The sequence below is a fragment of the Shewanella sp. BC20 genome, from assembly GCF_003129585.1.
Lineage (GTDB): Bacteria > Pseudomonadota > Gammaproteobacteria > Enterobacterales > Shewanellaceae > Shewanella > Shewanella seohaensis.
This window is the reverse complement of the sequence record NZ_NHRI01000001.1, coordinates 97,225-123,001: the sequence shown is the minus strand read 5'-3', so window position 1 is coordinate 123,001 and position 25,777 is coordinate 97,225. Positions and strand designations below refer to the sequence as shown.

Annotated in this window: 20 protein-coding genes; 12 read left to right on the top strand and 8 right to left on the bottom strand. The window is 48.6% G+C overall.

Annotation, left to right across the window (positions count from 1 at the left end):
• Positions 1 to 30 precede the first annotated feature (30 nt).
• Positions 31 to 921 (bottom strand): GGDEF domain-containing protein, encoded by an 891-nt coding sequence (locus CBX96_RS00550; protein WP_109285345.1) that lies wholly within the window; start codon positions 919 to 921, stop codon positions 31 to 33.
• Positions 922 to 1,091: 170 nt separating this feature from the next.
• Here CBX96_RS00550 and CBX96_RS00545 point away from each other — a divergent pair, with 170 nt between their 5' ends.
• On the top strand, positions 1,092 to 3,038 hold the full coding sequence (locus CBX96_RS00545; protein WP_109285344.1) for a monovalent cation:proton antiporter family protein: 1,947 nt from the start codon (positions 1,092 to 1,094) through the stop codon (positions 3,036 to 3,038).
• Between the two features lie 387 nt (positions 3,039 to 3,425).
• Here CBX96_RS00545 and CBX96_RS00535 read toward each other — a convergent pair whose 3' ends face one another.
• Positions 3,426 to 3,635, bottom strand: coding sequence for a cold-shock protein (locus tag CBX96_RS00535; protein WP_011623374.1), 210 nt, complete (start codon positions 3,633 to 3,635; stop codon positions 3,426 to 3,428).
• 522 nt (positions 3,636 to 4,157) lie between these two features.
• Between CBX96_RS00535 and CBX96_RS00530 the strand changes: the two genes are divergently transcribed.
• The 8 genes from CBX96_RS00530 to CBX96_RS00495 all read left to right on the top strand — a co-directional run bounded on the left by CBX96_RS00530 (position 4,158) and on the right by CBX96_RS00495 (position 15,022).
• Positions 4,158 to 5,981: a DUF885 family protein gene (locus CBX96_RS00530; protein ID WP_109285343.1), complete on the top strand. Its 1,824-nt coding sequence runs from the start codon at positions 4,158 to 4,160 to the stop codon at positions 5,979 to 5,981.
• Between the two features lie 183 nt (positions 5,982 to 6,164).
• Positions 6,165 to 9,413 carry a DEAD/DEAH box helicase gene (locus tag CBX96_RS00525; RefSeq protein WP_109285342.1) on the top strand — a complete coding sequence of 1,083 codons (3,249 nt, stop codon included), beginning with the start codon at positions 6,165 to 6,167 and terminating at the stop codon, positions 9,411 to 9,413.
• Between the two features lie 85 nt (positions 9,414 to 9,498).
• Entirely contained in the window at positions 9,499 to 10,257 is a 759-nt protein-coding gene (locus tag CBX96_RS00520) for a phosphatase (RefSeq protein ID WP_109285341.1), read from the top strand.
• A 37-nt stretch (positions 10,258 to 10,294) separates the two neighbouring features.
• Entirely contained in the window at positions 10,295 to 11,344 is a 1,050-nt protein-coding gene (rfbD, locus tag CBX96_RS00515; protein WP_109285340.1) for a dTDP-4-dehydrorhamnose reductase, read from the top strand.
• 346 nt (positions 11,345 to 11,690) lie between these two features.
• Positions 11,691 to 12,497, top strand: a complete 807-nt coding sequence (gene cysQ / locus CBX96_RS00510; RefSeq protein ID WP_109285339.1) for a 3'(2'),5'-bisphosphate nucleotidase CysQ — start codon at positions 11,691 to 11,693, stop codon at positions 12,495 to 12,497.
• A 62-nt stretch (positions 12,498 to 12,559) separates the two neighbouring features.
• Positions 12,560 to 13,480, top strand: coding sequence for a fructokinase (gene mak / locus CBX96_RS00505; RefSeq protein ID WP_109285338.1), 921 nt, complete (start codon positions 12,560 to 12,562; stop codon positions 13,478 to 13,480).
• Positions 13,481 to 13,587: 107 nt separating this feature from the next.
• Positions 13,588 to 14,322: a YdcF family protein gene (locus CBX96_RS00500; RefSeq protein WP_109285337.1), complete on the top strand. Its 735-nt coding sequence runs from the start codon at positions 13,588 to 13,590 to the stop codon at positions 14,320 to 14,322.
• Between the two features lie 4 nt (positions 14,323 to 14,326).
• On the top strand, positions 14,327 to 15,022 hold the full coding sequence (locus tag CBX96_RS00495; RefSeq protein WP_109285336.1) for a DUF2982 domain-containing protein: 696 nt from the start codon (positions 14,327 to 14,329) through the stop codon (positions 15,020 to 15,022).
• A gap of 92 nt (positions 15,023 to 15,114) precedes the next feature.
• Here CBX96_RS00495 and CBX96_RS00490 read toward each other — a convergent pair whose 3' ends face one another.
• The 6 genes from CBX96_RS00490 to galU form a co-directional block, all read right to left on the bottom strand.
• Positions 15,115 to 17,403: an OmcA/MtrC family decaheme c-type cytochrome gene (locus CBX96_RS00490; protein ID WP_109285335.1), complete on the bottom strand. Its 2,289-nt coding sequence runs from the start codon at positions 17,401 to 17,403 to the stop codon at positions 15,115 to 15,117.
• Positions 17,404 to 17,893: 490 nt separating this feature from the next.
• The gene (locus tag CBX96_RS00485) at positions 17,894 to 18,898 is read right to left on the bottom strand and encodes a LysR family transcriptional regulator (RefSeq protein ID WP_109285334.1); all 1,005 of its coding nucleotides are present in this window, start codon (positions 18,896 to 18,898) and stop codon (positions 17,894 to 17,896) included.
• Positions 18,899 to 19,202: 304 nt separating this feature from the next.
• A complete protein-coding gene (locus CBX96_RS00480; protein ID WP_109285333.1) occupies positions 19,203 to 19,643 on the bottom strand; it encodes a polymer-forming cytoskeletal protein in 441 nt (146 codons plus the stop codon).
• A 93-nt stretch (positions 19,644 to 19,736) separates the two neighbouring features.
• A complete protein-coding gene (napF, locus tag CBX96_RS00475; RefSeq protein ID WP_109285332.1) occupies positions 19,737 to 20,222 on the bottom strand; it encodes a ferredoxin-type protein NapF in 486 nt (161 codons plus the stop codon).
• A gap of 73 nt (positions 20,223 to 20,295) precedes the next feature.
• Positions 20,296 to 21,309, bottom strand: a complete 1,014-nt coding sequence (gene galE / locus CBX96_RS00470) for a UDP-glucose 4-epimerase GalE (protein ID WP_109285331.1) — start codon at positions 21,307 to 21,309, stop codon at positions 20,296 to 20,298.
• Positions 21,309 to 22,217 (bottom strand): UTP--glucose-1-phosphate uridylyltransferase GalU, encoded by a 909-nt coding sequence (gene galU, locus CBX96_RS00465; protein ID WP_109285330.1) that lies wholly within the window; start codon positions 22,215 to 22,217, stop codon positions 21,309 to 21,311. The genes galE and galU overlap by 1 nt, the downstream gene beginning before the upstream one ends.
• A 322-nt stretch (positions 22,218 to 22,539) precedes the next feature.
• On the opposite strand from galU, the gene phhA reads away from it, so the two are divergent.
• The 3 genes from phhA to tyrR all read left to right on the top strand — a co-directional run bounded on the left by phhA (position 22,540) and on the right by tyrR (position 25,590).
• The gene (gene phhA / locus CBX96_RS00460; RefSeq protein WP_011626687.1) at positions 22,540 to 23,355 is read left to right on the top strand and encodes a phenylalanine 4-monooxygenase; all 816 of its coding nucleotides are present in this window, start codon (positions 22,540 to 22,542) and stop codon (positions 23,353 to 23,355) included.
• Between the two features lie 82 nt (positions 23,356 to 23,437).
• Positions 23,438 to 23,776, top strand: coding sequence for a 4a-hydroxytetrahydrobiopterin dehydratase (locus tag CBX96_RS00455; protein WP_069454624.1), 339 nt, complete (start codon positions 23,438 to 23,440; stop codon positions 23,774 to 23,776).
• A gap of 275 nt (positions 23,777 to 24,051) precedes the next feature.
• Entirely contained in the window at positions 24,052 to 25,590 is a 1,539-nt protein-coding gene (gene tyrR / locus CBX96_RS00450; protein WP_011717658.1) for a transcriptional regulator TyrR, read from the top strand.
• Positions 25,591 to 25,777 lie beyond the last annotated feature (187 nt).

Sequence of the window (25,777 nt, the reverse complement as noted above, 5' to 3'; positions counted from 1 at the left end):
TTATCGCCAGTGAGCAGCATCCATGCTCGATTAGGACAGTTGGGCTGGACTTAACTTGTAGCAATTACGGCCCGAAGCTTTGGCTTGATATAAGGTTTTATCCGCTTGCTCATAGAGTTGTTCAGCTTCCATGGTGTCGCTCGCCTCAGCCGCCCCGAGACTACTACTCACGCCAAATTGATGGAAACTCGCATGGGCATTGGTCGCAGTGACGATACGTTCGCACAGTAAGCCCGCCGCATGAATATTACCTTGCACTATCACCACAAACTCGTCGCCCCCAATACGGAAGGCCTGATCGGTACTGCGGATACTACTGCGGATAATGTCTCCAAACTCCTTCAAAATATAATCACCGCATTTGTGACCATATCTATCGTTAAGCTGCTTAAAATTATCCAAATCCAATACGATAAGTGACACAGCGCCCTGCTTTCTGTGGGCTCTGGCTACCGCATTTTTTAAACTTTGAGTGTAATAATGACGATTGCCAAGGCCGGTGAGGGAATCGAACATCGCCTGCATCGACATCTCTTGATACTGCATGGCATTTAATAATGGTTGCAGCAGCAAGGGCTCAATCTCTTGCAGGATTATGGTTTGCGAAGGCGTGAGCGGCGTCAACAGTTGATACTGCAGTGTCAGTGGGGTGCCGCCACAGATGATCTGTCGTTTAAGACTGATCCCATAACGTTTGCCCCAACTTAATTTTTGTTGTTCGGCTTGCAGGCGAACACCTTGGACGGGCAGATGTTGTCCTAGCACTTTGCCGTAGCAGGCAAAGACTGTCCGCGGATCTAAGCTCGCGTGCAGCTGCTGGATCACTTGCACTAAATCCAGTGGCGTAGATGCTGGACTGTATGCCTCTGTTTGATAGTTATATTCATCAGGATATAAGGTTGTCGCTAAGCCAAAGTCCATTATGATTACCCCAGCAAATGAAATGGCGATAAAAACTGTTACCTTGGTTAAGCAATATGTGTGCCGTGTTGTTTGCTAATAAAATTTGTCTTTGTATGTCACTCAGTTAAGCTTAAAGCGCACTCCCATATTTTTGACACGCCAGTTATTTGACAGGAGTTATCTCGCCTATGGAGCATGGTTTCTTAATCCAGATACTGCTGATGCTAGTGATTGCGATCGTCGCGATTGCCTTGCTGCGGCGTATCGGTTTACCAGCCATTTTGGCGTATTTATTAACCGGTGTGGTGAGTGGGCCCAGTGGGTTCCATTGGTTTACCCAGCAGCAAATGCAGTCCGTCGCCGAGCTTGGGGTCGTGCTCTTGATGTTTACACTGGGACTCGAGTTTTCGGTCCCTCGGCTGTGGGCCATGCGCAGAACCGTATTTGGATTAGGTAGCGCGCAGGTGGTGGTGACCACAGTGTTGACTATGCTGATTGCCTTAGCCTGTGGCTTGAATGGCGTAGAATCCCTCGTCATCGGCGCGGCGATTGCACTTTCTTCCACCGCGATTGTACTCAAGCTGCTTAACGAGCAGGGCTGGCTAAGGCGCCGCCATGGTGAGCTGTCGGTCAGTGTGTTGTTATTTCAGGATTTAGCCGTCGTTCCTCTGCTTATTTTGCTGCCATTGCTTGGGCAGAATGATGAGCCATTGATGTTAGCGGCAATCGCCTTGGCGCTGCTGAAGGGGATTCTTGCTTTCTTCTTGCTGATGGCCTTAGGCAAATGGGCCTTACCTCGACTGTTTGATGAGGTGGCAAGATCCCGCTCCAATGAACTCTTTGTACTCTCGACGCTGGTGGTGGCCTTAGTCACGGGGGCTTTTACCCAGTGGTTAGGCTTATCTATGGCGCTAGGGGCCTTTATGGCGGGAATGCTACTTGGCGAGAGTCAGTACCGCCGCCAGCTTGAGGCGGATATTCGGCCGTTTCGCGATTTACTCATGGGGCTGTTTTTTATCTCCATTGGCATGATGCTCGATTTCGCGCTCGTTATTCAATTTTGGTGGCAGATTTTACTTATTCTGCTGGCGGTAGTCGTTGGCAAGGCACTGATTATCCATGGCTTATTGCGACTGGTTGGAGAGCCTTTTCGGATTGCCATCAGCACGGCCTTGAGTCTGGCGCAGGTCGGTGAATTCAGTTTTGTAGTGTTAGCCCTTGCGGTAAGTTATGGGCTATTGAGTAACGAGACCAGCACTATGTTGGTGATGGTCGCGGTATTGTCTATGAGTATTGCCCCTTGGTTGGTGCGCCATAGCGTGGATATTGCCAAGTGGCTATTGGGGATCCGCCAGTCTGGGCATGTGGATGAAGTGGTGCCGATTATTACCGACGATCACGATCTGGTGCTGATTTTAGGTTACGGCAGGGTTGGCCAAACCATAGCCCGGTTTTTAAAGACAGAAGCCGTGCCCTATTTAGTGCTCGATCTTGACCCCACGCGGGTGTCCGAGGCGCGCCGCGCGGGGGAGCCGATTTATTTTGGCGATGTGTGTAAGCGGGCGATCCTTAAGCAGGTGGGGATTAAACACGCCAAAATGATCGTGATCACCTTCTGTGAGACCCGCAGTTTAGAAGAAGCCTTACCCCTGTGTAAGCAGTTGGCGCCCGACGCCAAAATACTGGTCAGAACCCGCGATGACAGTGAATTAGATATGCTGCAAAAGGCGGGGGCGAATCAGGTGATCCCCGAATCCCTCGAGGGCAGTTTGATGTTGGTCTCGCAGGTGCTGCATCAATGTGGTGTGCCGCTGGCGCGGATCCTCAAGCGACTGGAGTCGGAGCGGCGCAATCATTATCAGTTTTTACACGGTTTCTTTTCGGGTACCGAAACGGACTTTACCTTAGAGTCGCTGCACGCCGTGTTGTTACACCGCGGCGCGGATGCCGTGGGTAAGCAAGTTGCCGATATCGATTGGGAATTGCTTCGGGTAGAGTTAAGAGCCATCCGCCGCAGCGGCGCCGAAGTTGAACATCCTGAGCAGGATTGGGTCTTTCGCGCTGGTGATATTTTGCTGATTGTGGGTAAACCTAGAAGATTAGAAAAAGCGGAAGCGAAATTATTACATGGCTAGGGCGTGTTGACGTTTCAGGGTTATTTTTGCAGCAATGTGGCTGGCTTTTATGCAAGGCAAAGTCCGTGCAGTGTAGTTATTCTACATAAACGGACGATAACGCAGCAAAAAAGCCAGCCAAATGCTGCCCGAAGGGTTCGTCTGGCAAGCCCTTGCTCTTTGTCACTCGTCATTTGAGTAGAATAACTACACATCATTCCTCGTTTCGCGAGCACGTGCTTGCCAGAACGAACAAAATTTAATCTCGAAACGTCAACACGCCCTAGTAGAGTTTACGACTAGGTAAAAAAACGAGAATCCCCAAAAGACACCAATAAAAATGCCGACACTAAGTCGGCATTTTTTGTCTGTAAACTTGTTGTTAATTAATCCCTTACGGGAGTTTAATTACAGAACAACAACGTTCGCAGCTTGAGGACCTTTCTGGCCTTGTTCGACTTCGTAAGAAACCTTCTGGCCTTCGGCTAAAGTTTTAAAGCCTTCAGATACGATTGCGCGGAAGTGAACGAATGCGTCAGCGCCACCGTTATCAGGGGAAATAAAACCAAAACCTTTGTCTTCGTTAAACCATTTTACTATACCAGTAGTTTTAGACATGAATGTCTCCAAATTTTTATCAAAAATAATTCGCAACAATGCGGGACTTTAGCCAGAAATAGAATTATTTACATCGATGATAAGTTATGAGTGGAAAGCTTCATGACAGCAAACAAATTGCAGGATACAGCGAAGGTTTTCAAAAACATAATATTGCTTATAAATAGGTCTGACTCACAGGCCAGAACGCAGAATAACATACGCTGACGTTTTGTATAGCTTTATTTTTAATAAGGGCTTTCATATTGAGTTTTTATGAAAAGTTATTGAAAAAAATAAATATTTTTACTTTACGTATTCATGGGGATAGCAGTTTTCGGCATCCATAAGTCCTAAATGAAAATAATTTATTAACCAGACTCAGTGTGGCAATAAAATCGCTTTTAATCTTCTCGCGGAGAATGGGTTCGTTGTCATCTTTCGTTACTTTATTAAATTGTTGTTAATTTCTGGTGGTGGTATTGTTTCGTTCGGGATGTTGTCCCATTGATGTTGATAATAACGACCAGTGGAGCGTGAATATTGAAAACGGTATTAAAACGAATTGGACTTGGCACACTCGCCATAGTGCTGTTGCTCGGGGCGCTCGCCGCCCATGAATGGTTTGCGAAAAAGCCTTTTTTCTTCCGTGCATTTTTAGATAGAAGCATGGTCAAAATGGCATTCGAAAGCCCAGAGACCTTAACCTCATTGGGATTTTTAGAATCCGTTGGCATCACTGGCCACAATGCCTTGCTCGACGATGATAGCCCTGCGGCCATGGATAAAACCTTTGCCCAAGTCCGTGCCTTAAGGGATACCTTACTCAGCTACCAAGATACCGATCTGGATGATAATCAGCGCATTTCGAAGGACATTGCACTGTATCTGGCGGATTTTGCTTTGGCCTCTGAACCCTACCGTTACCACAATTACCCTGTAAATCAGCTGTTTGGTGTGCAAAATGGTTATCCAAGCTTTATGCAGGCGCAGCACCAAGTTCACTCGGTTGAAGATGCTGAAAACTATCTATCACGCTTAATTGCGGTTAAGACTAAATTTGGCCAAACCTTAGAAGGATTAAAGCTTCGAGAGGCTAAGGGTATTATTCCGCCTAAGTTTGTGATTGAGCGGGTGCTAACCGAGATGAATGACTTCATCAACGCGCCCGTCGAAGACAATATTCTCTATAGCTCCTTTAAGACTAAGCTCGCTGACACGCAAATCAGTGCCGATGAACAGGCGCGTTTGCTCGCGCAGGCAAAAGCCAATATCGAGTCTGATGTTAAACCGGCATATCGACTCTTTATCGATTACTTCACGGCATTACAAGCCAAAGCGGGCACGGACGATGGCTACTGGGCCTTGCCGAATGGTGATGTGGCCTACGAGCAGTTGCTGAAGTTTTTTACCACCACAAATTACAGCGCCGATGAAATCCATGCCAAGGGATTAGCTGAGGTGAGCCGTATTCAGGACGAAATCATGACGATTTTGGCCGCGCAGGGATACGACACCAGCCAAGGATTTTCGGTGGCAATCGAAGCGCTGGCCGCCGATCCAAAATTCTATTATGAAGACTCAGATGCGGGCCGAGCGCAGATCTTAGTGGATTACCAAAAAATCCTCGATGAAGTGAATGCTGGCTTAGACAATGCCTTCCGTATTCGCCCGAAAGCGGGAATGGAAGTGGTGCGCATTCCTGAATTTAAAGAGAAAACTGCACCGGGCGCTTATTATCAGCAGCCGGCGATTGACGGTAGTCGTCCGGGACGTTTCTACGCCAACCTGTTCGATATCAAAGCGACGCCTAAATACGGTATGCGCACCTTGGCTTACCATGAGGGCATCCCTGGGCATCACTTCCAAATCGCGGTGGCGATGGAATTGGAAGGACAACCGCTGATCCGCAAGATGGCGCCTTTTACGGCCTATATCGAAGGTTGGGCACTCTATTCTGAACGTTTGGCCTGGGAACTCGGTTTTCAGCAAGATCCCTTCGACAATATCGGTCGCTTACAGGCGGAGCTGTTTCGGGCCGTGCGTCTGGTTGTCGATACGGGAATTCACCATAGCCGCTGGACCCGTGAGCAAGCCATTGACTATATGAAACAAAACACTGGTATGTCCGACCGCGACGTGACTGCAGAAATCGAGCGTTATATCGTTATGCCCGGCCAAGCGACGGCCTATAAGGTGGGCATGATGAAAATTCTCGAGCTGCGGGAAAAAGCCAAACAAGCCCTAGGTGATAAATTCGATTTACGGGATTTTCACGATGTAGTGCTGAAAAATGGTGCCGTTCCCTTAGATATTCTAGAAAAATTAGTGGACCGTTATATCGCCGAAAAACGCAGCCAAGCCTAAGCTTGCGTAAGCTAACGACCCGCAGGTGAGCCTGCGGGTATGTTATCCGGCTCTTGTATGTGAGTCCTATTCTGGCTTTCCCCATTCGGTTTCAATACAATTCTCCCTTACACGTTGATAAATGCCTTAGACAATCATGGTTTATTGTCCGTCGAGGTATTTTTGAGTTTCAAGGTTTTGCAGATGAATCGCTTGTCCCCCCAAGAGCCAATCCAATTGACTCAAACGGCTATTGAGTCCTTATTCACGCCGCCGACACTGATGCGCGCCCGTGATTATGTGATGCAGGGGAGGGTGTTAAGCGCGAAAGCCAATGCCGATTTTCGCCATATCGAAGGCACCGTCACTGGCACGGAAACCACGCCTTATCGTCAGGATATTCGTCTGGTCAGTGTCAATCATAAACTCGTTATGAATGGCTTCTGCTCCTGCCCCGCCAGCGGCAACTGTAAACATATGGCCGCGGTACTCTACAGTCTGCTTACGGATAAGACCGTTGAGGACCAACGTATCGCCCAGTGGTTACACCTACTCGATGAAGCCGATGATCCCAATGTGAATGATGTCGAATCCCTTTACGATGACAGGGTGCTGTATATCCTTTCAAAGGACGATAACGGGGTGTTTATCGAGCTTAGGCGCGGTAAGCTTGGCAAGAAGGGCGGTTACAACAAGGGCACTAAGATTGCGCTCTCGGACGTGCAATATTATATGCCCGCTTGGATTGGCGCCGAGGATGTGCTGATCTTAAATCTTATCATGTCGACCAGACGCCACGGCGCATCGCGCTTGTATCTTAAGGCGCAGTTAGGGGCGGTAGCGATTGAGAAAATGCTCGCTACTGAGCGCTGTTTCTGGGAGGAGAGCCGTCTCGCATTAACCGCGGGCGAGGCCATTACACCGCAATTTCTCTGGCAAGATATCGACAGCGAGCACAAGCAAATGCGCCTAGTCTTGCCCGAGCGGGATAACTGGGAACTCGTGCCGACAGAGCCGCCTTACTATATCGAACTGGATTATTTTCACATCGGCGCTATAGATACCGACATTAGCGTCGATAAGCTGCGGCTACTCAGCCAAATGCCGCCCGTGCCGAGCACCCAGGTTGAACTGGTGAGCCATCGACTGATCAAGCATTTTTCGGCGCGTACTGTGCCGCCGCCAAGTGCGATTGATTTTGTTGAGCTAAGAGATAAGTTACAGCTTCGTTTGACGCTTAAGGTCGTCCCCGCAGCCACAATGCCACCTGGAAGTACTCAATCATCTGCAACGGAGAGCAGCATCGCCCAGCCGTATCTGGCGCTGGAGTTTGTCTACGGGGATCTCGTCTTAAGTGGCAATGCTGCCAAAGAAGCATTAACCCTAGTGACTCAAGGCGGCACCACCTATCAAATTAACCGCGCGCTTGAAGAAGAGCTGCAAGCCGTGTCCAAGCTGCAAACCCTTGGCTTTAGCCGTTTCTCCTTGGAGGGCGTAGCAAATGGGACTTCCTTCTGGAGCTTAGGCAACTTGCCCGATGTGATTCGGGAATGGCTAGCGTTTATCGATGAAGAAGTCCCAAGATTACAAACTCGAGGCATAGAGGTGCGATTTGCCCCAGAGTTTAGCCTTAAGGTGGTCGATACGCCGTTAACGGTTGAGCTGGATGACAGCCAAGAGGGCTGGTTCTCCCTGTCGTTGCATGCCGATATCAATGGTCAACGCTTGCCTATGTTGCCGCTGGTGGCCACTTGGTTAAAACAACATGGTGAGCCGGCCGATGATGCCGAGTTATTGCTACCTAGCCCCTCTGGCGAATGGCTTAAAATTAAAGCCAGTGTTATCAAGCCATTAATGAGCATTATTCAAGAGTTGTTTGAACAACATCGCGGCCACAGTATCGCCTTACCTAAGTACCGTGCACATTTACTCAATGAGTTAGCCGAAAGCGAGATTAGCCTGCTCAATGGTGAAAGGGTGCGTCAACTCGCGACAAAGTTAGCCGAATTTAATGGTGTGGTTGCGGTCAGCGCGCCGACAGGACTGAATGCACAGCTGCGGGCTTATCAGCAGCAAGGCCTAAATTGGCTTTGTTTTTTAAAGGAATATCAACTTGGCGGCATCTTAGCCGACGATATGGGGCTTGGAAAAACCATTCAAACCTTGGCGTTTCTGTTAAAGCAGCAGGAGGCTAAATTAGCAGGGCAGCCAAAATTGCCGAGCCTGATTATTTGCCCAACCAGTTTAGTGGGGAACTGGGCGAAGGAGGCGACCAAGTTTGCGCCATCGTTAACCTTGGCGGTGATCCATGGTGCCCAGCGTGGCCCGCTGTTATCGCGATTAAGCGAGTTTGATGTTGTCGTCACTACCTACCCCCTCATGGTGCGGGATTACGATTATTATCAAGCTCAGGCGTTTGAGCATATCGTGCTCGATGAGGCGCAGCAGATTAAAAACGCCCAAGCCAAAGTGAGCCAGCAAATTAAGGCATTGCAAGCACCGTTTAGACTCTGCCTTACCGGCACGCCCCTTGAGAATCATTTAGGTGAACTCAAGTCATTGATGGATTTTTGTTTACCGGGACTCTTGGGAACAACGGCCTATTTCAATAAGGCGTTTCGTTATCGGATTGAGCGTTATGGCGATGGCGAGCAGGCGAAAGTGTTGAGTCAACGTATCGCCCCCTTTGTGTTAAGGCGAACCAAAGCCGAGGTGGTGACTGAGCTGCCGCCTAAAACCGAGATCCATCAAACCCTAGAGCTTGAGAAAGATCAGCGTAATCTATACGAAAGTATTCGCCTGAGTATGGAGAAAAAAATTCGAGAATTGTTTGCAACCCAAGGCGTGGCGGGCAGCCATATCGAGTTTTTAGATGCCTTGCTCAAATTACGCCAAGCCTGCTGCGATCCGCGATTAGTTAAACTCGAGCAAGCACAAAAGGTTAAAAATAATGCCAAGCTAAATTGGCTTAGCCAAAACCTGCCGGAAATGGTGCAGGAAGGTCGCAAGATTTTAATCTTCAGCCAATTTACCAGTATGTTGCTGTTAATTGAGGAATTGCTGCAATCCCTCGACATCGATTACAGCAAACTGACGGGGCAAACACGGCTGCGTCAGGGGCAAATTGATAAGTTCCAAGAAGGCGATACGCCAGTCTTTTTAATCAGCTTAAAGGCGGGGGGCACAGGGCTTAATCTCACCGCGGCGGATACGGTTATCCATTATGATCCTTGGTGGAATCCTGCGGCAGAAAAGCAAGCGACGGACAGGGCGCACCGCATTGGCCAAGAAAATCCAGTGTTCGTCTACAAGCTGATTGCCGAAGGCACGGTCGAAGAGAAAATCCAAGAAATGCAGCAGCATAAGCAAGGTTTAGCGGATAGCATTCTCGAAGGAAAAGGCAAAGGCGCGTGGCAGGGCAGTGCCGATGAATTGCTCTCGCTATTCCACTAGCTGAGCCTAAGGGACGTTAACCGACTAATGGTTAACGCATACAGATCACAATAGTCAGAACACTAGTACAAGACAGAGGTGACCCATGCAGTACCCAGTCGATACTCATACCCATACCGTGGCATCAACCCATGCCTATAGCACTATCCACGATTATTTGGCGGTGGCGAAGCAAAAGGGGATCCGTCTGTTTGCCACTACCGACCATGGCCCGGCGATGGCTGATGCACCGCATTTTTGGCATTTTGTGAATTTACGTGTGCTCCCGCGTATGGTCGATGGCGTGGGGATTTTACGCGGCATCGAAGCGAACATTAAAAACCGCGAAGGTGAAATCGATTACTTTGGCGATTATCTGTCGCAGCTCGATATTGTGTTGGCAGGGTTCCATGAACCAGTATTTCCGCCCTCGGATAAGGCCACCCATACCGAGGCGATGATTAACGCTATTAAAAGCGGCAAGGTTGATATTATTACCCACCCGGGTAATCCTGCTTATCCCATTGATATTGAAGCTGTAGTCACAGCTGCCGCCGAATATGGGGTGGCGCTTGAAATCAATAATTCCTCCTTTGAAGTCTCTCGCAAGGGCAGCGAAGCTAACTGCACCGCCATTGCCAAAGCGGCAAAAGAATTGGGGGCCACCTTAGTGATGGGCTCGGATTCCCATGTGGCTTTTAGTCTCGGCGGGTTTGATCGTGCCTTAAGTATTATTGAAGCGGTTGATTATCCAAAGGATAAGCTACTCAACCGCTCGCCGATGGCGCTGCTTAACTTCTTAGCTCAGCGGGGGCATAAAAGCGTTGCCGATTTAATGCCGCTGTTTAACGACGATATCGCTTGAGGCGCCGACGTTAAGAATGCAAAAGGATATCAAGGAGATGCATGCGCCTAATGGCGAGCCAGAATCGACAACAACAGTATTGTTAACTGGCGCAGATAGCCAACTCGCTAAGGCTTTATTACGAGTGCTTGCCAAGGCGGCATATAGATTCGATGGCCGTGTCTTTCGTGTGCACGCGCTTAGCCATGCCCAGTTAGACATCGCAGATAGACAGAGCGTTGAAGCAGCCTTTGCCCGCTTTAAACCTGAGTGGGTGATCAACTGCGCCGCCTACAATGCGGTCGATAGGGCGGAAATGGCGGCTGAAGAGGCTTATCGTGTCAATAGCCTTGGGCCTGAGTTATTGGCAAGCGAATGCGCGCTCACGGGCGCGCGTTTGGTGCATATCTCTAGCGATTATGTGTTTAGCGGCGAGCCAGCGGAGGCAGCTGCACAGGCATTAAATCAGTGCGGAATAACCAATTGTGGCTTAACCGAAAACGCCACGCCTGCGCCCTTATCTGTCTATGGCCAGAGTAAACTCGCGGGGGAGCAAGCGGTGCTGCGCATCTTGGCTGAGCGCGCGATTGTTATTCGCACCGCATGGCTCTACGGTGTCGATGGGCATAATTTTGTGAAAACCATGCTGAGGTTGATGGCTGCTGCGCCAGATGCTCAGCCACTCACCGTGATAAACGACCAAATAGGTTCGCCAACATGGGTAGATGCGCTCGCACATCTTATTTGGCAGTTGATAGCGAGTCCGTTAAACGTCGGTTGCGGATCTGGATTATTCCATTATGCCGGGCAGGGGCAATGCAGTTGGTATGAATTTGCTCTCGAAATCCAGCGCCAAGCCTTGGCACTGAAGTTATTAGATAAAGCCGTGCCGATTAGCGGCATAGATAGCTTGAGTTATGCGGCAAAAGCGCTTGAGAAAGGCAATAAACTGGCACTAAGACCCAGTTACAGTGCGTTAAATAGCGATAGAGTGCGCCAGTGCTTAACTGGGCAAAATACGGCATTAACCCATTGCCCCGAGCTGTGGCGTGACTGGCGATGGCAGCTTAAGGCCATGCTCGAGGATTATGCCGCGCAAGTTTATTAAGCGTTATCTCTCATAATAAATGGTTGCAGATGAAGCCCTTAGTCTTGGTCTAAGGCAAGTGTTAGCTTCAAGTGGCCTCATCTTACTCCGTCGTTTTCTTTCTCCTCTTTGCAGTGTTTTCAAGGCTGTGAATACGAATGCAGCCTAGGCAATGTCTCTTTTCAGCGTATTCAGCTTGGCTTAGACTCGACTTATTTAGCGTTTATGCTCACGGCGTAAGCCTTGCGCCTGACTTAATTTGTCAGTGCCTTAGTCGATTTTGCTCGATATATGATGAATTTGTTCTTAATTATCAATTGCTGCCAGTGGCATAATGCCGAAAAGCAAATCGAATACAGGTGGCTAAGTGACAGATAATACAGCGATGGCAGCGCATTTTTCGAAGGCCGATTTACTGCGGGTGGTAAAGATTGCCCATGCGGCAGGCGACGCCATCATGGCGATTTATGCCCAAGAGGATTTTGCCGTTACGCAAAAGCGTGATGAGAGCCCTGTGACGGCGGCTGATTTGGCGGCTCACAAAGTTATTTTAGCCCAGCTTACCGAGCAATTTGCGGGCATTCCCGTGATGTCGGAAGAAGCGGCTGATATCGCTTGGGATGAACGTCAACACTGGCAGACCTATTGGCTGATTGACCCTTTGGATGGCACTAAGGAATTTATTAAGCGAAATGGTGAGTTTACCGTCAACATTGCGCTTATCCATCAAGGTGCTGCTATTGCTGGTGTGGTTTATGCGCCCGTGCTCAATACTGTCTATTTTGGCGCCAGACACTTAGGCGCTTGGCGACAGGATGGGCAACACGAGCGAGAGCTACAGGGCTGTAACCCGCCAAGACAAGTACCGATTGTGGTGGGTAGTCGTTCGCATTTAAGCCCTGATGTGGCGGAATATTTAAAGGATTTCGGTCAACACGAGATGTTAAGCGTTGGAAGCTCGCTGAAGTTTTGTATGTTGGCTGAGGGCAAGGCCGATCTCTACCCCAGATTAGGGCCTACGAGCGAATGGGACACGGCAGCCGCGCAGGCCGTGCTGGAAAGCGCTGGCGGCAAAGTTGTGTGTTATGACTCAGGTTTACCCTTAACCTACAATCAAAAACCTGACATATTAAACCCTTATTTTATTGCCACGGCGCCAGGCTGGGCAGAATAACGAACAATGCCAAGGGCGTCTGTACTGACGCCTTGGTCGAATAACAGTGGAGTAAGTCATTCATGATACGCATGGGCATCGATTTAGGTGGCACAAAAATAGAACTCGTCGCCTTAAGTGAGGAAGGTAATGAACTTTTTCGTAAGCGTATCAATACCCCTCGGGATTATCAGGGCACCCTGAATGCCATCGTCGATTTAGTGAATGAGGCCGAAGCGACCTTAGGTGAAAAGGGCACGGTTGGCGTGGGGATCCCGGGAGTCATCTCTCCTTATTCAGGATTAGTCAAAAATGCCAACTCGACCTGGATAAACGGTCATCCCCTCGATGTGAATTTAGGGGAACTGCTCGGCCGCGAAGTGCGGGTTGCTAACGATGCCAACTGTTTTGCGGTATCTGAGGCCGTCGATGGTGCTGCTGCCGGAAAATCTGTGGTGTTTGGGGTGATCATTGGCACGGGCTGCGGCGCGGGTGTGGCCATTAACGGCAAAGTACACGCGGGTGGGAATGGCATTGGCGGCGAGTGGGGCCATAATCCGCTGCCTTGGATGACCAAGGAGGAGTTTAATACTACCCGTTGTTTCTGCGGTAATCCTGATTGTATTGAAACCTTTATTTCGGGCACCGGCTTTGTTCGCGATTACAACGAGGCACTAAGCCGTGCGGTGAATGTACAAACTGCGCCCGCGAAATCTGGCACTGAGATCATGGCCTTAGTCGATGCGGGGGATGAAATGGCGATCGCGGCCTTTGATCGTTATATGGACAGACTCGCGCGCTCACTCGCCCATGTGATTAATATGCTCGACCCGGATGCGATTGTCCTCGGCGGCGGCATGTCTAATATTGAGGCAATTTATCCAAGATTACCTGCATTATTAACTCGTTATGTTGTGGGAAGAGAGTGTCGAACGCCTGTCGTACAGAACCTTTATGGCTGCTCTTCGGGTGTGCGCGGCGCCGCTTGGTTATGGGAAAAATAACCCAGTAACGTTAGGTTTTCCCTCGTGACAACGCATCGCCTTTGCGATGCGTTTTGCTTTCTTTTGATGTTATGATTGCGCTCCTTTGAATAATTGGGCACTAACGCATGTTTTGGGTTAAGAAAGTTGTCTCTCAGGCAATCATGCCTATTCCATTTATCCTGTTGTTATTACTGCTATCTTTGTTGATTTGGCGCAAACCTAGGTTAGCAAAATGGGCGATTGGCGGTGCGTTTACGCTGCTCTTAGTGCTCAGCAGTCAATTAAGTGTGGATTACTTGGTCAAGCCTTTAGAAACTCAGTATCCCATTAACTCCACGCCTATTGCGGGTACCTGTGTGGTCATGGTGTTGGGCTCTGGACATGCCGATATTCAAGGAGCAACGGCGGTACAATCTTTATCGACGGTCGCCTTAGCGCGGCTAACGGAAGGGCTGAGGCAACTCCAATTAGGTCAAGATTGCACCTTAGTGGTCAGTGGTTGGGAGGGTGAGCTAACGCAGCATCCCCATGCTGAAGTGATGGCCAAGGCGGCGGTTGAACTCGGTGTCGATGCGTCACGTATCGTTCAATTGCCCCTGTCGCGCGACACGATTGAAGAAGCGCACTATTTTAAAGAACACTTTGGCAATCGAGCTGTACGATTAGTTACCTCGGCTTCCCATATGCCAAGGTCGATGGCGATTTTTAGCGGTCAAGGATTAACGGCGAGCGCCGCACCGACGGATTTTAGGGCCAGAGATGGTTTCTACTGGCGCTTAACTGCGGATAACTTGCTCGCTTCGCAACGGGCGATACATGAATACATAGGCCGTTTATGGCTCTGGATTAAACAGGAATAAAAATATGACGCTAGAGTCCGATGTTGTCTCGGTTCGCCCGCTCTCAAAACGTAATGGTGTAACCTTAACGATTGTGGGCGCCAGTGCCTTTGTCTTAGGCTTTGGCCTATTTGTACTATTTCCCGAGCTATTTGCCGTGGGCTTAGTGTTTTTCAGCTTAGGTGCGATTGCGTTGATATTGGGCTTGGCGAAGGTCTATGAACCTGAGACCACGTTGAGCATGGATGAACAGGGACTGACCTATTTTCATCGCCGCGGTAAAGTTGCAATAAACTGGAGTAACATTCAACGGGTAGATATGCCTCGAGTTACTCAGGGTGTTGATACTATTGAGCTTTCCTATATTGGCATTAAGCTCAAGCAGCTAAACCCGATCCTCGATAATATTTCATTGCGTCTTGCCGCGGGTTTATTGACTGAGCAGCGGCCGTTATTGGTGACCGCAGCATCACAGCAAGAGGATTTGGCGACCTTAGAAACCTATCTTGGCGCCGAATTTAGCCCGCTCGTTATCGAGGGAGACCGTTACCGCGGCGTGTTGGCTATGTTTGGTCATCGCTGCGTGATGCTCAATACTCACCTTGGCTACCATCTCTATATTCCCCACGACAGTTTAGACCGTGACCCGAGAGAGTTTATTAAGCTCTTAAGGCAACGCATCGCACAAAGTGCGACTCAAGTTGATGCCACAACTCATTAAAAGTACCAATAAAAAAGGGGCTCCGAAGGAGCCCCAATAAGTTGCAGAGAGGAAGTTCGGGTTGTGCAGGGGGCAACCCGGAGGTACTAGTACTAGTGTGCTACCTCTGCGTGTACCTTATCTATGCCATAGGTTTTACCTTCAGCATGGCAGGTCGCGCATGATTCTACTGGTAGGTTAGGATCAGTTACTGCATCCGCTTCTACAATCGCACCGTTACTTCTAAAGTGAGCCACAGCTGCTGCATCTGAGTGAGCGTGACAGGTGCGGCATGATTCAGCCACAGGGCTAATGTAGTTGCTGCCCACTTTGATAGAACGTTTGCCAGAAGTTAAGCCACCATCAGCTGCGAACAGCGTTGCACCATCTTTGTGACAGGCTGAACATGCGGTTTCTGGTGATGGATAACCTTCAAGTTCGCCAGCTGCATTGCGGAAGATGCCTTCGACAACACCAAAGTTACCACTGTGGAAACGGTGAGCCACGGTGAACAGATCTTTGTTGTTGAAGGTTACATCAGGGTTAACGACTAACTTACCATCTTCGCCTTTGTAGCCTGTTGCACCATGGCCAGAAGCGCCAGTGGTATCGTTGTGACAGTTCATACATTGATCGAAGGTGTAAACCCCGTGTCTGTAGCCTTTCGCATAGTCCAAGCTGCCATGACAAGCGTTACATTTTGCTTCTTCAACGGTAATCCGCGCTGGATCCTTCATACGAGCTACGGCTGGAGTGCCACCGCTTAAGTTGAAGAATTTAACCGCAGAAATGTTACCTACAGGGCTAGTTGGGCCATATTCAAGTCCGTCGGTATTACAGCTCACCGCTTTACCTGCTTTCGCACAGAAGTTGGCTTCAGAACCAACGTAGATAGTGCCAGTTGCTTGTGCATCTGGAATATCTTTCACGAAGGTTAATACACCACCTGATAGGGTACCGTTTTCCAGTTTCAGACTGATGGCAGTAGGCTTAACATCGCGCCATGAGTACACAGTACCATCTGTAGCGACATTACCTAGCAGCAGACCGTTTGCCGCAAACATACCTGTTGGATTGCTGGTGGCATTGTAGGTTTTCAGGCTAGTACCATCAGCAATAGGCGCGCCATTGAGTGTGACATTGGCTTTCAATGTCAGAGTTTGCATACCTAGTGTTGCTGAAGTGCCCAGCGTTGCACTGGTAAAGTCGACGGTCATTAATGGGCCGTATTCAGCACGTTTACCGACACTGTGAACCGCTTCTGGCGTTAAGCTACCGCTGCCATGGCAGGATTTACATTGAGTATCATCGGCTTGAGCCAAACCAAATTCTGAGTGGTTTTCACCGGTTGCGAAGTTGACATTGATATGGCAACCCACGCAAGCCTGAGCGTAGATATTGGTGTTATAGCTTGGTGCACCATCGTGACAGGATTTACATTCTTTCAAGTCTGATGGGAAACCAATTTCACCGAAGTACTCTTTCGCTTCACCAGACAGGTAGTCTGCATTGTGTTCACCGGCATGGATACGGTGGATCATCGGCGCGAAATCAAATACCCAACCTTCAGCGAGCTGCGCATCGCTTGGGACTTGCTCTGGGTTGTGACAGGTTACGCAGTTTTTAACGTCTTGGTAGTTATGGTGGGCTTCAATCTTAGCGATATGGCCGTCCACTTCACCGTGACAGTTTTTACATGCAGCGCTTGATACTGTGTCTTTGCCTGATGCGGCAAGCTCATCGGTTGCAGGGATAAAATCAACCGGTACTGAGAGCACTTTATCTGACAAGGCTACGCCAGCGGCGTTGACAATGTTGTAAGCGCGAACGAAGACTCTGTGTACCGCATTTGGATTATCGTTTGGATTGATGATGGGCGCAGCGCCATCATAGGTCCAAGTGGCAGTGTAACTACCTGGATTTTCAGTATCTTCGGTTAAGGTACACGCATTCTTAGTACCGTTTAAGCCATTGAGTGTACAAGTTAATGAGCTGCCCGCATTGTTTGCCATAGCATTGTTTTGCCACTGAATGGGAGCGCCCGTGCCCGAGGTGTTTTCATTCGCCGTTAATGAGTAAAGGGCAATTTTATCGAGTCCCATGAAGGGCACATCTTTGCCTGAACTCTTTCCGGTTAAACTGAACTTAACACTAAAGCCTTCACTGCTGGTGACTTTAATGTCAGCTGGGCTGAGGGTGAATTTCAGATCGGTTATAGATTCTGCGGTTTTAGCAAAAGAACCCGCTGGTAAACCTGGTGTGCCAGGGGTTCCGGGCGTTCCAGGGGTACCTGGTGTTCCGGGCGCACCATCTTGCCCGTCTTCTCCGTCCCCGCAGGCGGTTAAAAACATGGCACTAGTGAGTGCTAGTGCCAGTAGAGATTTATTGTAGTTTTTCATCATCGCGTCCCTTTTTCTTTCTATAAGACTGCGTGTGCAGTGACTCTACTATAGGTCCATTCACCTACTTATAAAGTGGTATTTATAAGTTTGTATCCGATATGTGAACGATGATTTAACACAGCAAAACGGTAATTCTAGATTGTGAAATTGAATATTTCTCAATTTAGAATTCGATGCTAAAAACATGAGCTGTGCAGCAAAATTTTGTTTTTATTTTGAGTGGTTTAATCGGATTAATTTTCGATTAATTTTCACGGAGGAGACTGTTGAAACTTGTATGTATGGTTTTTTATGACTCTCGGTAAGAGGTACAAAAGAGTCAAGAACACCGCATTTTTCGAGCTGGGCGATTAGGGCATGTGGGGTAAAATCCGGCTCGAAATGCCGTTAGTTAACAGTCGATGTATTTGGTTAACATCGAATGGTTAACAGTAAAAAGCGTCCATGCTTTAGGGTGTTGAGTTCTGTCTCAATTGCTATTTTTTAAGCGTTATTGAGCGGCGTGTAGGTTGGCAGTTTGAGGCGTCTGTGCGGTCAGTGCGGTCAATAATGAACTGACCACTAATTCACATTGATTTTGACTATAGCGCCTGTGGCTGCGGGGCTTTTCGATGAGAAAATACTGCGGCGGCATAATAGTGTCATGCAAGCGCTGCTGCTCAGAAACGGGCAGCGGCGCCAATTTCAGCCCTGGCATATGTTTGACTGTATGCATATCAATACTCGAGCAGAAGGCGACGCTCTGCATGGTGAGTAAATGGGCATACCATTCTTCCCGATCGATCACCCTTTCAATCGATGGCAACAGCAGCCCTTGGCGTTGGCAAAAGAGTTCGAGTGGGTCAATTCGGCTATTGAATCCTTTAAGTTCGAGGCACAAAAAGGCATAGCGGCAGATTTGTTCTAAGCTGATTTCCAGTTGGCTTTCCCAAAGGGGATGCTGCTTTGAGGCCACCACATAGACATTGGAAATACAGCCTAAGCGGGAGACACTGAGCTCCTTGGTGTCGGTCTGCTCTATGGTGATGCCAAAGTCTAATTCTCCGGCATGGATTAGCTCAGGACTGTTTTCCTGCCATTTATGTAACCTAACTTGGCCGAGTTCACTTATCGCCTCGGGTGTACTGAGCTGCGGCGCTAAAAAGCTTAATAATCCATTACTCGCGGCGATATGTAGCGGCCGCTCAACATGGTTAGCCGCATTTTGAATTTGTAGTGCCGATTGCTCTAGGTAGTACACCGAATCAGTAAATTGGCAAATGGCGACATACAAACTTTCGGCGAGGGGCGTCGGTTTCAAGCCCTGTTGACGGCGATAAAACAGCTCATCGTTAAAGGTGAGACGAAGCGCATTCAGGCAGCGGCTAATTTTAGGCGCCGACACATTGAGCGCTTTGGCGGCACTATTTGCGTGTCCGTTATCAAAAATGCTTTTAAATACCAATAAGGTGAAGACATCCAGTTCGCAGATTTGTTTTAGTAATGGGTTGCTCATTTGGTCTCGCCTTGTATGAGTCTTAGTCTGCAATGGCCCTGTGCTCCTATTTGCAAAACACATGGGGACACTTTGTTAAGCGGCAGAAATCATGCACGAAATGCATTGCTGGTAGGCTAGGTTAGCAGTTGCCGTACGGCGTAACTGTGATCTTACTCGTTAAATTAACAATTACTTAACGATTGTTTGCTCAAGTGGACAATGATGGCGGTGCTGACCAGACAGACTTGCCAGTAAAAGTCTTTACTCTGTGAAAGGGGCATCATCTCGATTGGCTGTGTGCACTCATTAGCGAAGGAGAGCGTTACTCCTGCTCGGGTGACAATGTCGGCACAGGTGTGATTAGCGTGCTGCTTGAGGCTGCAGATGGCAGGCTATGGGCATGGATAGTCTGATGATCTTCTTTAATCCTTAATCCAATAAACTGACCCCCTTCACTGATCTGCATCGAGGTGCAAGCCACATCGCCATCGACAATACCATGGGCTTGGATGACTAAGCGCTCGCAAATCAGGCGACCTTTAAAATAGCCATCGATAATCAGCTCGCGGCATTTGACCTCGCAGTGGAGGTTTCCTGTGCGCTCAACAATGACATTGGCCTGTGACAAAATTTGCCCTTGTACATCACCGCCTATCAATACATCTCCGGCAAATTCGATATTGCCCGTAAGCTTAGTCCCTTCGGCGATAAAACTCAGTGCTGGGGAAGCGCTGCGGGTAAAGGTAAATTTTTTGCCAAACATGGTGATAGGAAACCTAGGTAATTGGAGAAGGATTAGACCGCGAGATAGTAACCTAAATACGCCGTGAAGCCCAGTAACACTCACGGCTTAAGGTTATTCTGCAGGCTTAATACCGATGGCTTGGCTCGGGCAGGGGGCGAAACAGGCTCCACAGCCCGTACAGAGTGCCGTATCAATCTTCGGCATCGGGGCATTACCCACGCTTAAGGTAAAACTAATGGCGCGAGGCTCACAGGCATCTTTACAACTTTGGCACCAAATGCCTTGATATGTTAAGCAGTTATCTTGTACTACGGCTTTGTATTGCCATGGGGATTGGTTGAGATCAAAGAGCTTTTCTTCTGGACAGACGGTGGCACATTGGCGACAAAAAGTGCACTCATTGTCCTTAAAGGAGACTTCGGGAAAGCCGCCATCTCCCTTGTAGATAATCTTAGTTTCGCAGGCGTTGATACAGGCTGAGCATCGGGTACAGATGTCAGTAAACTCAATGCCTTCACGCACCCATGGTGGTCTAATTGCCGAGGATTTCCGGCGGCTAAAGAGATTACGGCGGCTGTGATTGATGCTTTCTGTCATAGGTCTTACTGAGTTTGATTGTGATAAGGGATAATAAAAATGGCTTGGGAGTTACCGCAAGCCATTTAGATGATTAGCCTTTATAACCATTGGGATTGGTTGATTGCCAATGCCAACTGCTGTTAGCCATATCCTCTAGGCTGTGAGTCGCCTGCCAGCCCAAATCGGTTTTAGCATGATCTGGGTTTGCATAACAGGCGGCAATGTCACCTGGACGACGCGGCGCAATTTGATAGGCAATCGATTTACCACAGGCTTTTTCAAAGGCCTTGACCATATCGAGCACACTGTAGCCTTGGCCTGTGCCTAGGTTATAGGTGACAAGTCCTGGTTTGGTGGCTAGCTTTTCAAGGGCTTTGAGGTGCCCAAGGGCTAAATCCACCACATGGATATAGTCGCGAACGCCAGTACCATCGTGGGTTGGATAATCATTACCAAACACACTTAACGCTTCGCGTTTACCGACCGCTACCTGCGCGATAAATGGCATTAAGTTATTTGGAATATCGTTAGGATCTTCGCCAATCAAGCCGCTGGCATGGGCGCCAACAGGATTGAAGTAACGTAAACGGGCGATATTCCAACTTGGATCGCTATGGTGTAAATCCGCCAGTATATGTTCCACCATCAGTTTAGACTGACCGTATGGGTTAGTGGCACCCGTTGGAAAATCTTCGGTAATCGGTAGGCTGGCGGGGTCGCCATACACAGTTGCAGAAGAACTAAAGACGAGGTTTTTCACCTTAAACTCTGCCATCACTTGGCAAAGAATTAAGGTGCCAGTCACGTTATTCTCATAGTATTTCAGTGGTTTAGCGACTGACTCTCCAACGGCCTTTAACCCAGCAAAATGGATAACGGCATCGATGTTGTGGTCGCTAAAGACTTTCTGCAGTAAGGCCTTATTGAGAATATCGCCTTGATAAAAGGTGACCGATTTACCAGTAATGCGCTCGACACGGTTAAGGGCTTCGATGCTTGAATTAGACAGGTTGTCTAATACAATCACTTCGCTCCCAGCATTGAGCAATTCCACCACGGTATGAGTGCCAATATAACCAGCACCGCCGGTCACTAAAATCGTCATTACTTAATTCCCTTTACAATGGTCTTCAAATATTGTGCAAAATCGTCGCCGATTTCGCTGTGGCGCAGGGCGTATTCCACGTTAGCGCGCATATAGCCTTGCTTGTTTCCGCAGTCATGACTCTTACCTTGCATGTAGTAAGCGTTAACTGTTTCTTCCTTCATTAACATCGCAATGGCGTCAGTTAGCTGAATTTCATCACCCGCGCCAGCAGGGGTTTTAGCCAGCAGTGGCCAAATTGCTGCGGGCAACACGTAACGACCCACAACGGCTAAGTTAGATGGTGCTTCGTCAACTGGCGGTTTTTCAACGAGTTCGACCAATGGCTCTGACTCACCTGGTTGTAGATCATGGCCATTCACATCCGCAATACCATATTGGTTCACTAAATGATGTGGCACACCTTCCACCATGATTTGACCCACTTGGGTTTCATCAAACAGGCTCACCATGGCGGCCAAGTTGTCTGTTTTCAGGTTACAGCTGGCATCATCGATAATCACATCCGGCAGCAACACGGCAAAAGGCGCGTCACCGACGACGGATTTTGCACATAAAATCGCATGACCTAAGCCTTTAGCTTGGGATTGGCGCACGCTGATCACTGTCACGTCTTTCGGGCAAATGGATTGTACCGCTTCGAGTAATTGACGCTTCACGCGGCGCTCTAATTGCGCTTCTAATTCAAAACTGGTGTCGAAATGGTTTTCGATAGAGTTTTTACTGGCGTGGGTCACGAGGACAATTTCTTTGATCCCCGCATCAATGGCTTCACTAACTACATATTGGATCAATGGTTTATCAACAACGGGTAGCATTTCCTTAGGAATTGCTTTGGTCGCAGGAAGCATACGAGTGCCAAGTCCAGCGACGGGAATAACGGCTTTACGAATTTGATGTTGTTTCATTGCGAACCTTCAGATTAAGGAGAGGCGGTTATTGGGCAATATTGTAAATGACCCACGCAGAAAAGCCATTTGCAAACACCGAAATTTGTCGGTTTTTCTGCATATTATCAGTCTATCGTCGTCATTTTTGAGCGGTAGTGTCAAGGTTTGCTACTGGTCTAACTGAGATCCGGTTTGGAATGACCAAGGATTTAATTGCCTTGTAATATTTGCTTTACGTTTGCGTCACATTATCGCGTAAACAATAAACTGTGAGGGAGTTAACAAAAATCGAGGCTTAGATCACTATGGAGGCATTAGCGTCAGCCATGAAGTGAATTTTATGACTAAAGAGATAGCGCACACTGCGCCCTATGTTGCGCGAAGTGCAGATGATTCAGGGTTTATCCATTACCCTCAGGAAGAACATGATATTTGGAGCCAATTGTATGCTCGCCAAGCGGTAAACCTACCGGGGCGTGCCTGTAAGGAATATCTCCAAGGGCTCGATGCCTTGGCGATGCCGAAGGACCGCATTCCACAATTGGCTGAGATTGACAAAGTATTGCAGGCCACCACGGGATGGAAAACCGCGGCCGTGCCGGCCTTGATTTCCTTTGGCCGCTTCTTTGAGCTATTGGCCAACAAGGAATTTCCGGTTGCGACCTTTATCCGCCGCAAGGAAGAGTTTGATTATCTGCAAGAGCCGGATATTTTCCATGAGATCTTTGGCCATTGCCCCTTACTGACCAATCCTTCTTTCGCCCATTTCTCCCATATCTATGGTCAATTGGGCTTAAATGCCAGCAAGGAAGACCGTGTCTTTTTAGCGCGCCTGTATTGGTTTACCGTCGAGTTTGGCTTACTCAAACCTCAGGATGGCGAATTATGTATCTACGGCGGCGGTATTTTAAGCTCTCCCGGCGAAACCTTGTATGCCATGGAAAGCCAAGTGCCGGAGCGTAAGCCCTTCGATCTGTTAGATGTACTGCGCACACCTTACCGTATCGATATTATGCAGCCGATTTATTATGTGATTGAACATATTGATATGCTGGACGAAATAGCCAAGATGGACATCATGGCCTATGTGGCTAAGGCGCGTCAGTTAGGCTTATTTGCTCCTAAGTATCCGCCCAAGACCAAGAAAGCCAGCTAATGGCTGACCATAAAAAAACGAATTGAATAAAGCGTAATAAGTGCAACGGATTGATCCCCTAATGTTGCCAAGAGGAGTATGTATGACAGCGTTAACCCAAATGAAATGTGAAGCTTGCCAAGCCGATGCGCCGAAAGTGACCGATGCAGAATTGGCCGAACTTATCCGCATGATCCCCGATTGGGGCGTGCAAGTGCGTGATGGCATTATGCAATTGGAACGGGTTTACAAGTTTAAAAACTTTAAGTTAGCGATGGCGTTTACCAATAAGTTAGCGGATCTGGCCGAAGAAGAATTCCACCACCCAGGCATTTTAACCGAGTGGGGCAAGGTGACTGTGACTTGGTGGTCACACTCAATCAAGGGGCTGCATAAGAATGACTTCATCATGGCAGCCAAGACCGACCAGTTGTTAGATTAAAAAATTCAATTTTAAAATCAGCGCTCTAATTATATTTGGGCGCTGATTTTTTCTTCCTGTTACAAATACGCTGTAAACTAGACTTGCCACTTTGAGCGTAACCTTCTAACGTATACACGCCCAGCTATTTATCCTGCCTTTTACGTTTGCGTAAACTATAGAGGCTTCATCAAACGAATGTCTTACGAGGCCAAGCCTTAGGGCATTAACATCGAGATAATAGCTCTGCACGGTTTATCCCAAAATTCGAATCAAAATAGGGAATATCAGTCATTATGCGCTTGGAAGTTAGCTGTCAAGATCGCGTGGGTTTAGCGAAAGACATCTTAGTCGTGTTAGAACGTTATGGCATTAATCTCATCGCCATCGATGCCAGTAACCAGGGCTTTCTCTACCTGCAATTTGCCGAGGTCAGTTTTGATACCTTAAGTGCCTTGATGCCGCAGATCCGCAAAGTGGAGAGTGTTCACGATGTGCGAACTGTGTCGTTTATGCCTTCGGAGCAGGAACACTACGCCTTAAAAACCTTACTCAAAACCCTCCCAGACTCAGTGTTCTCCATCGACGTGAAGGCGCGTATTCGTATCGTCAACGAGTCGGCGCTACTCAATATGGGCATGGGGGAGCACGAAGTGCTCGATGAGTCCTTAAACCATTGGGTGCAAGGGTTTAACTTCAGCCGCTGGCTCAGTGAGAGCCAAGTGTTACCGCAGGCGGCGCGGGTCAATATCGGCCAAAACGAATATCTGGCCGAAATGTTACCGATTTACTTACCCGATGAGGATGATAAGACTATCCTCGTGGGCGCTGTGGTATCGCTTAAATCGCCGGCGCGGGTCGGCAAGCAATTCAATGCACTGCAAAATCAAACCGCGGGTTTTGAAAATGTGTTAGCCAGCAGTGACAAGATGAAAGAAGTGCTGAAACAAGCTCGCCGTATGGCGCAGCTCGACGCGCCGCTATTAATCACTGGCGAGACTGGCACGGGAAAAGAGCTGATGGCCAGAGCCAGCCATGATGCCAGCATGCGCCGCGAAAAACCTTTTATCGCCATTAACTGTGCGGCATTGCCCGATAGCGCCGCCGAAGAGGAACTCTTTGGCTACGTCAGCCAGGGCAAAGTCATTAAGCGCGGCTTTTTTGAAGAGGCGAAGGGCGGCACAGTGTTTCTTGATGAAGTGGCCGAAATGTCCAAAGCGGCGCAGGTTAAACTGCTGCGGTTATTACAGGATGGCACCTTTAGACGCATTGGTGGCGACGAAGAAGTTCGCGCCGATGTGCGGATCATCTGCTCGACCCAGAAAAACTTAGCCGAGTTGTGCCAAACTGGTGAGTTTAGGGAAGATTTGTACTATCGCATCCATGTGCTTAGCTACCATATTCCGTCACTGCGCGAGCGCAAAGTCGATATCATTCCGCTGACGGAGATGTTCCTCGAGCACTACAGTCAGCAACTCTCGAGCCCTGTGAGACGAATTTCGGCCCAATGCCGCGATCATCTCTTAACCTATGCCTGGCCGGGTAACGTGCGTCAGCTTAAAAATGCGGTCTTCAGGGCGGTATCTATGTGGGATGGTTCGGGCGAGCTGACCGTTGAGCAACTTAAGTTGCCATCCTACGCCGAAGGTTTTGGCTATTTCGATAATGCTTTTGAAGGCAATCTCGATGATGCGATGAAGCAATTTGAGGCCAGCTTGCTGCGCCGCTTATATCCGGCTTACCCCAGTACTCGCCAATTGGCGAAAAAATTAGGGGTGTCCCACACGGCCATCGCCAACAAACTCAGGGAATACAAGATAGCCAAGCCAAAGTAATTTTGCTTTAAGCTTACGATGTAACAGTATCGTTCCACTTTGTTGCCGACTTTTTCACCATATCGTTCTGCGAAATAGTGACAAGCGGCAGCAGGGTATGAAACGTAATGATTAGTTTACAAAATGTGAAATAATAGGGTGAAATGTGATTTTGCTCACGCTATAGGAATCCGCCGTCGCTTCGGGT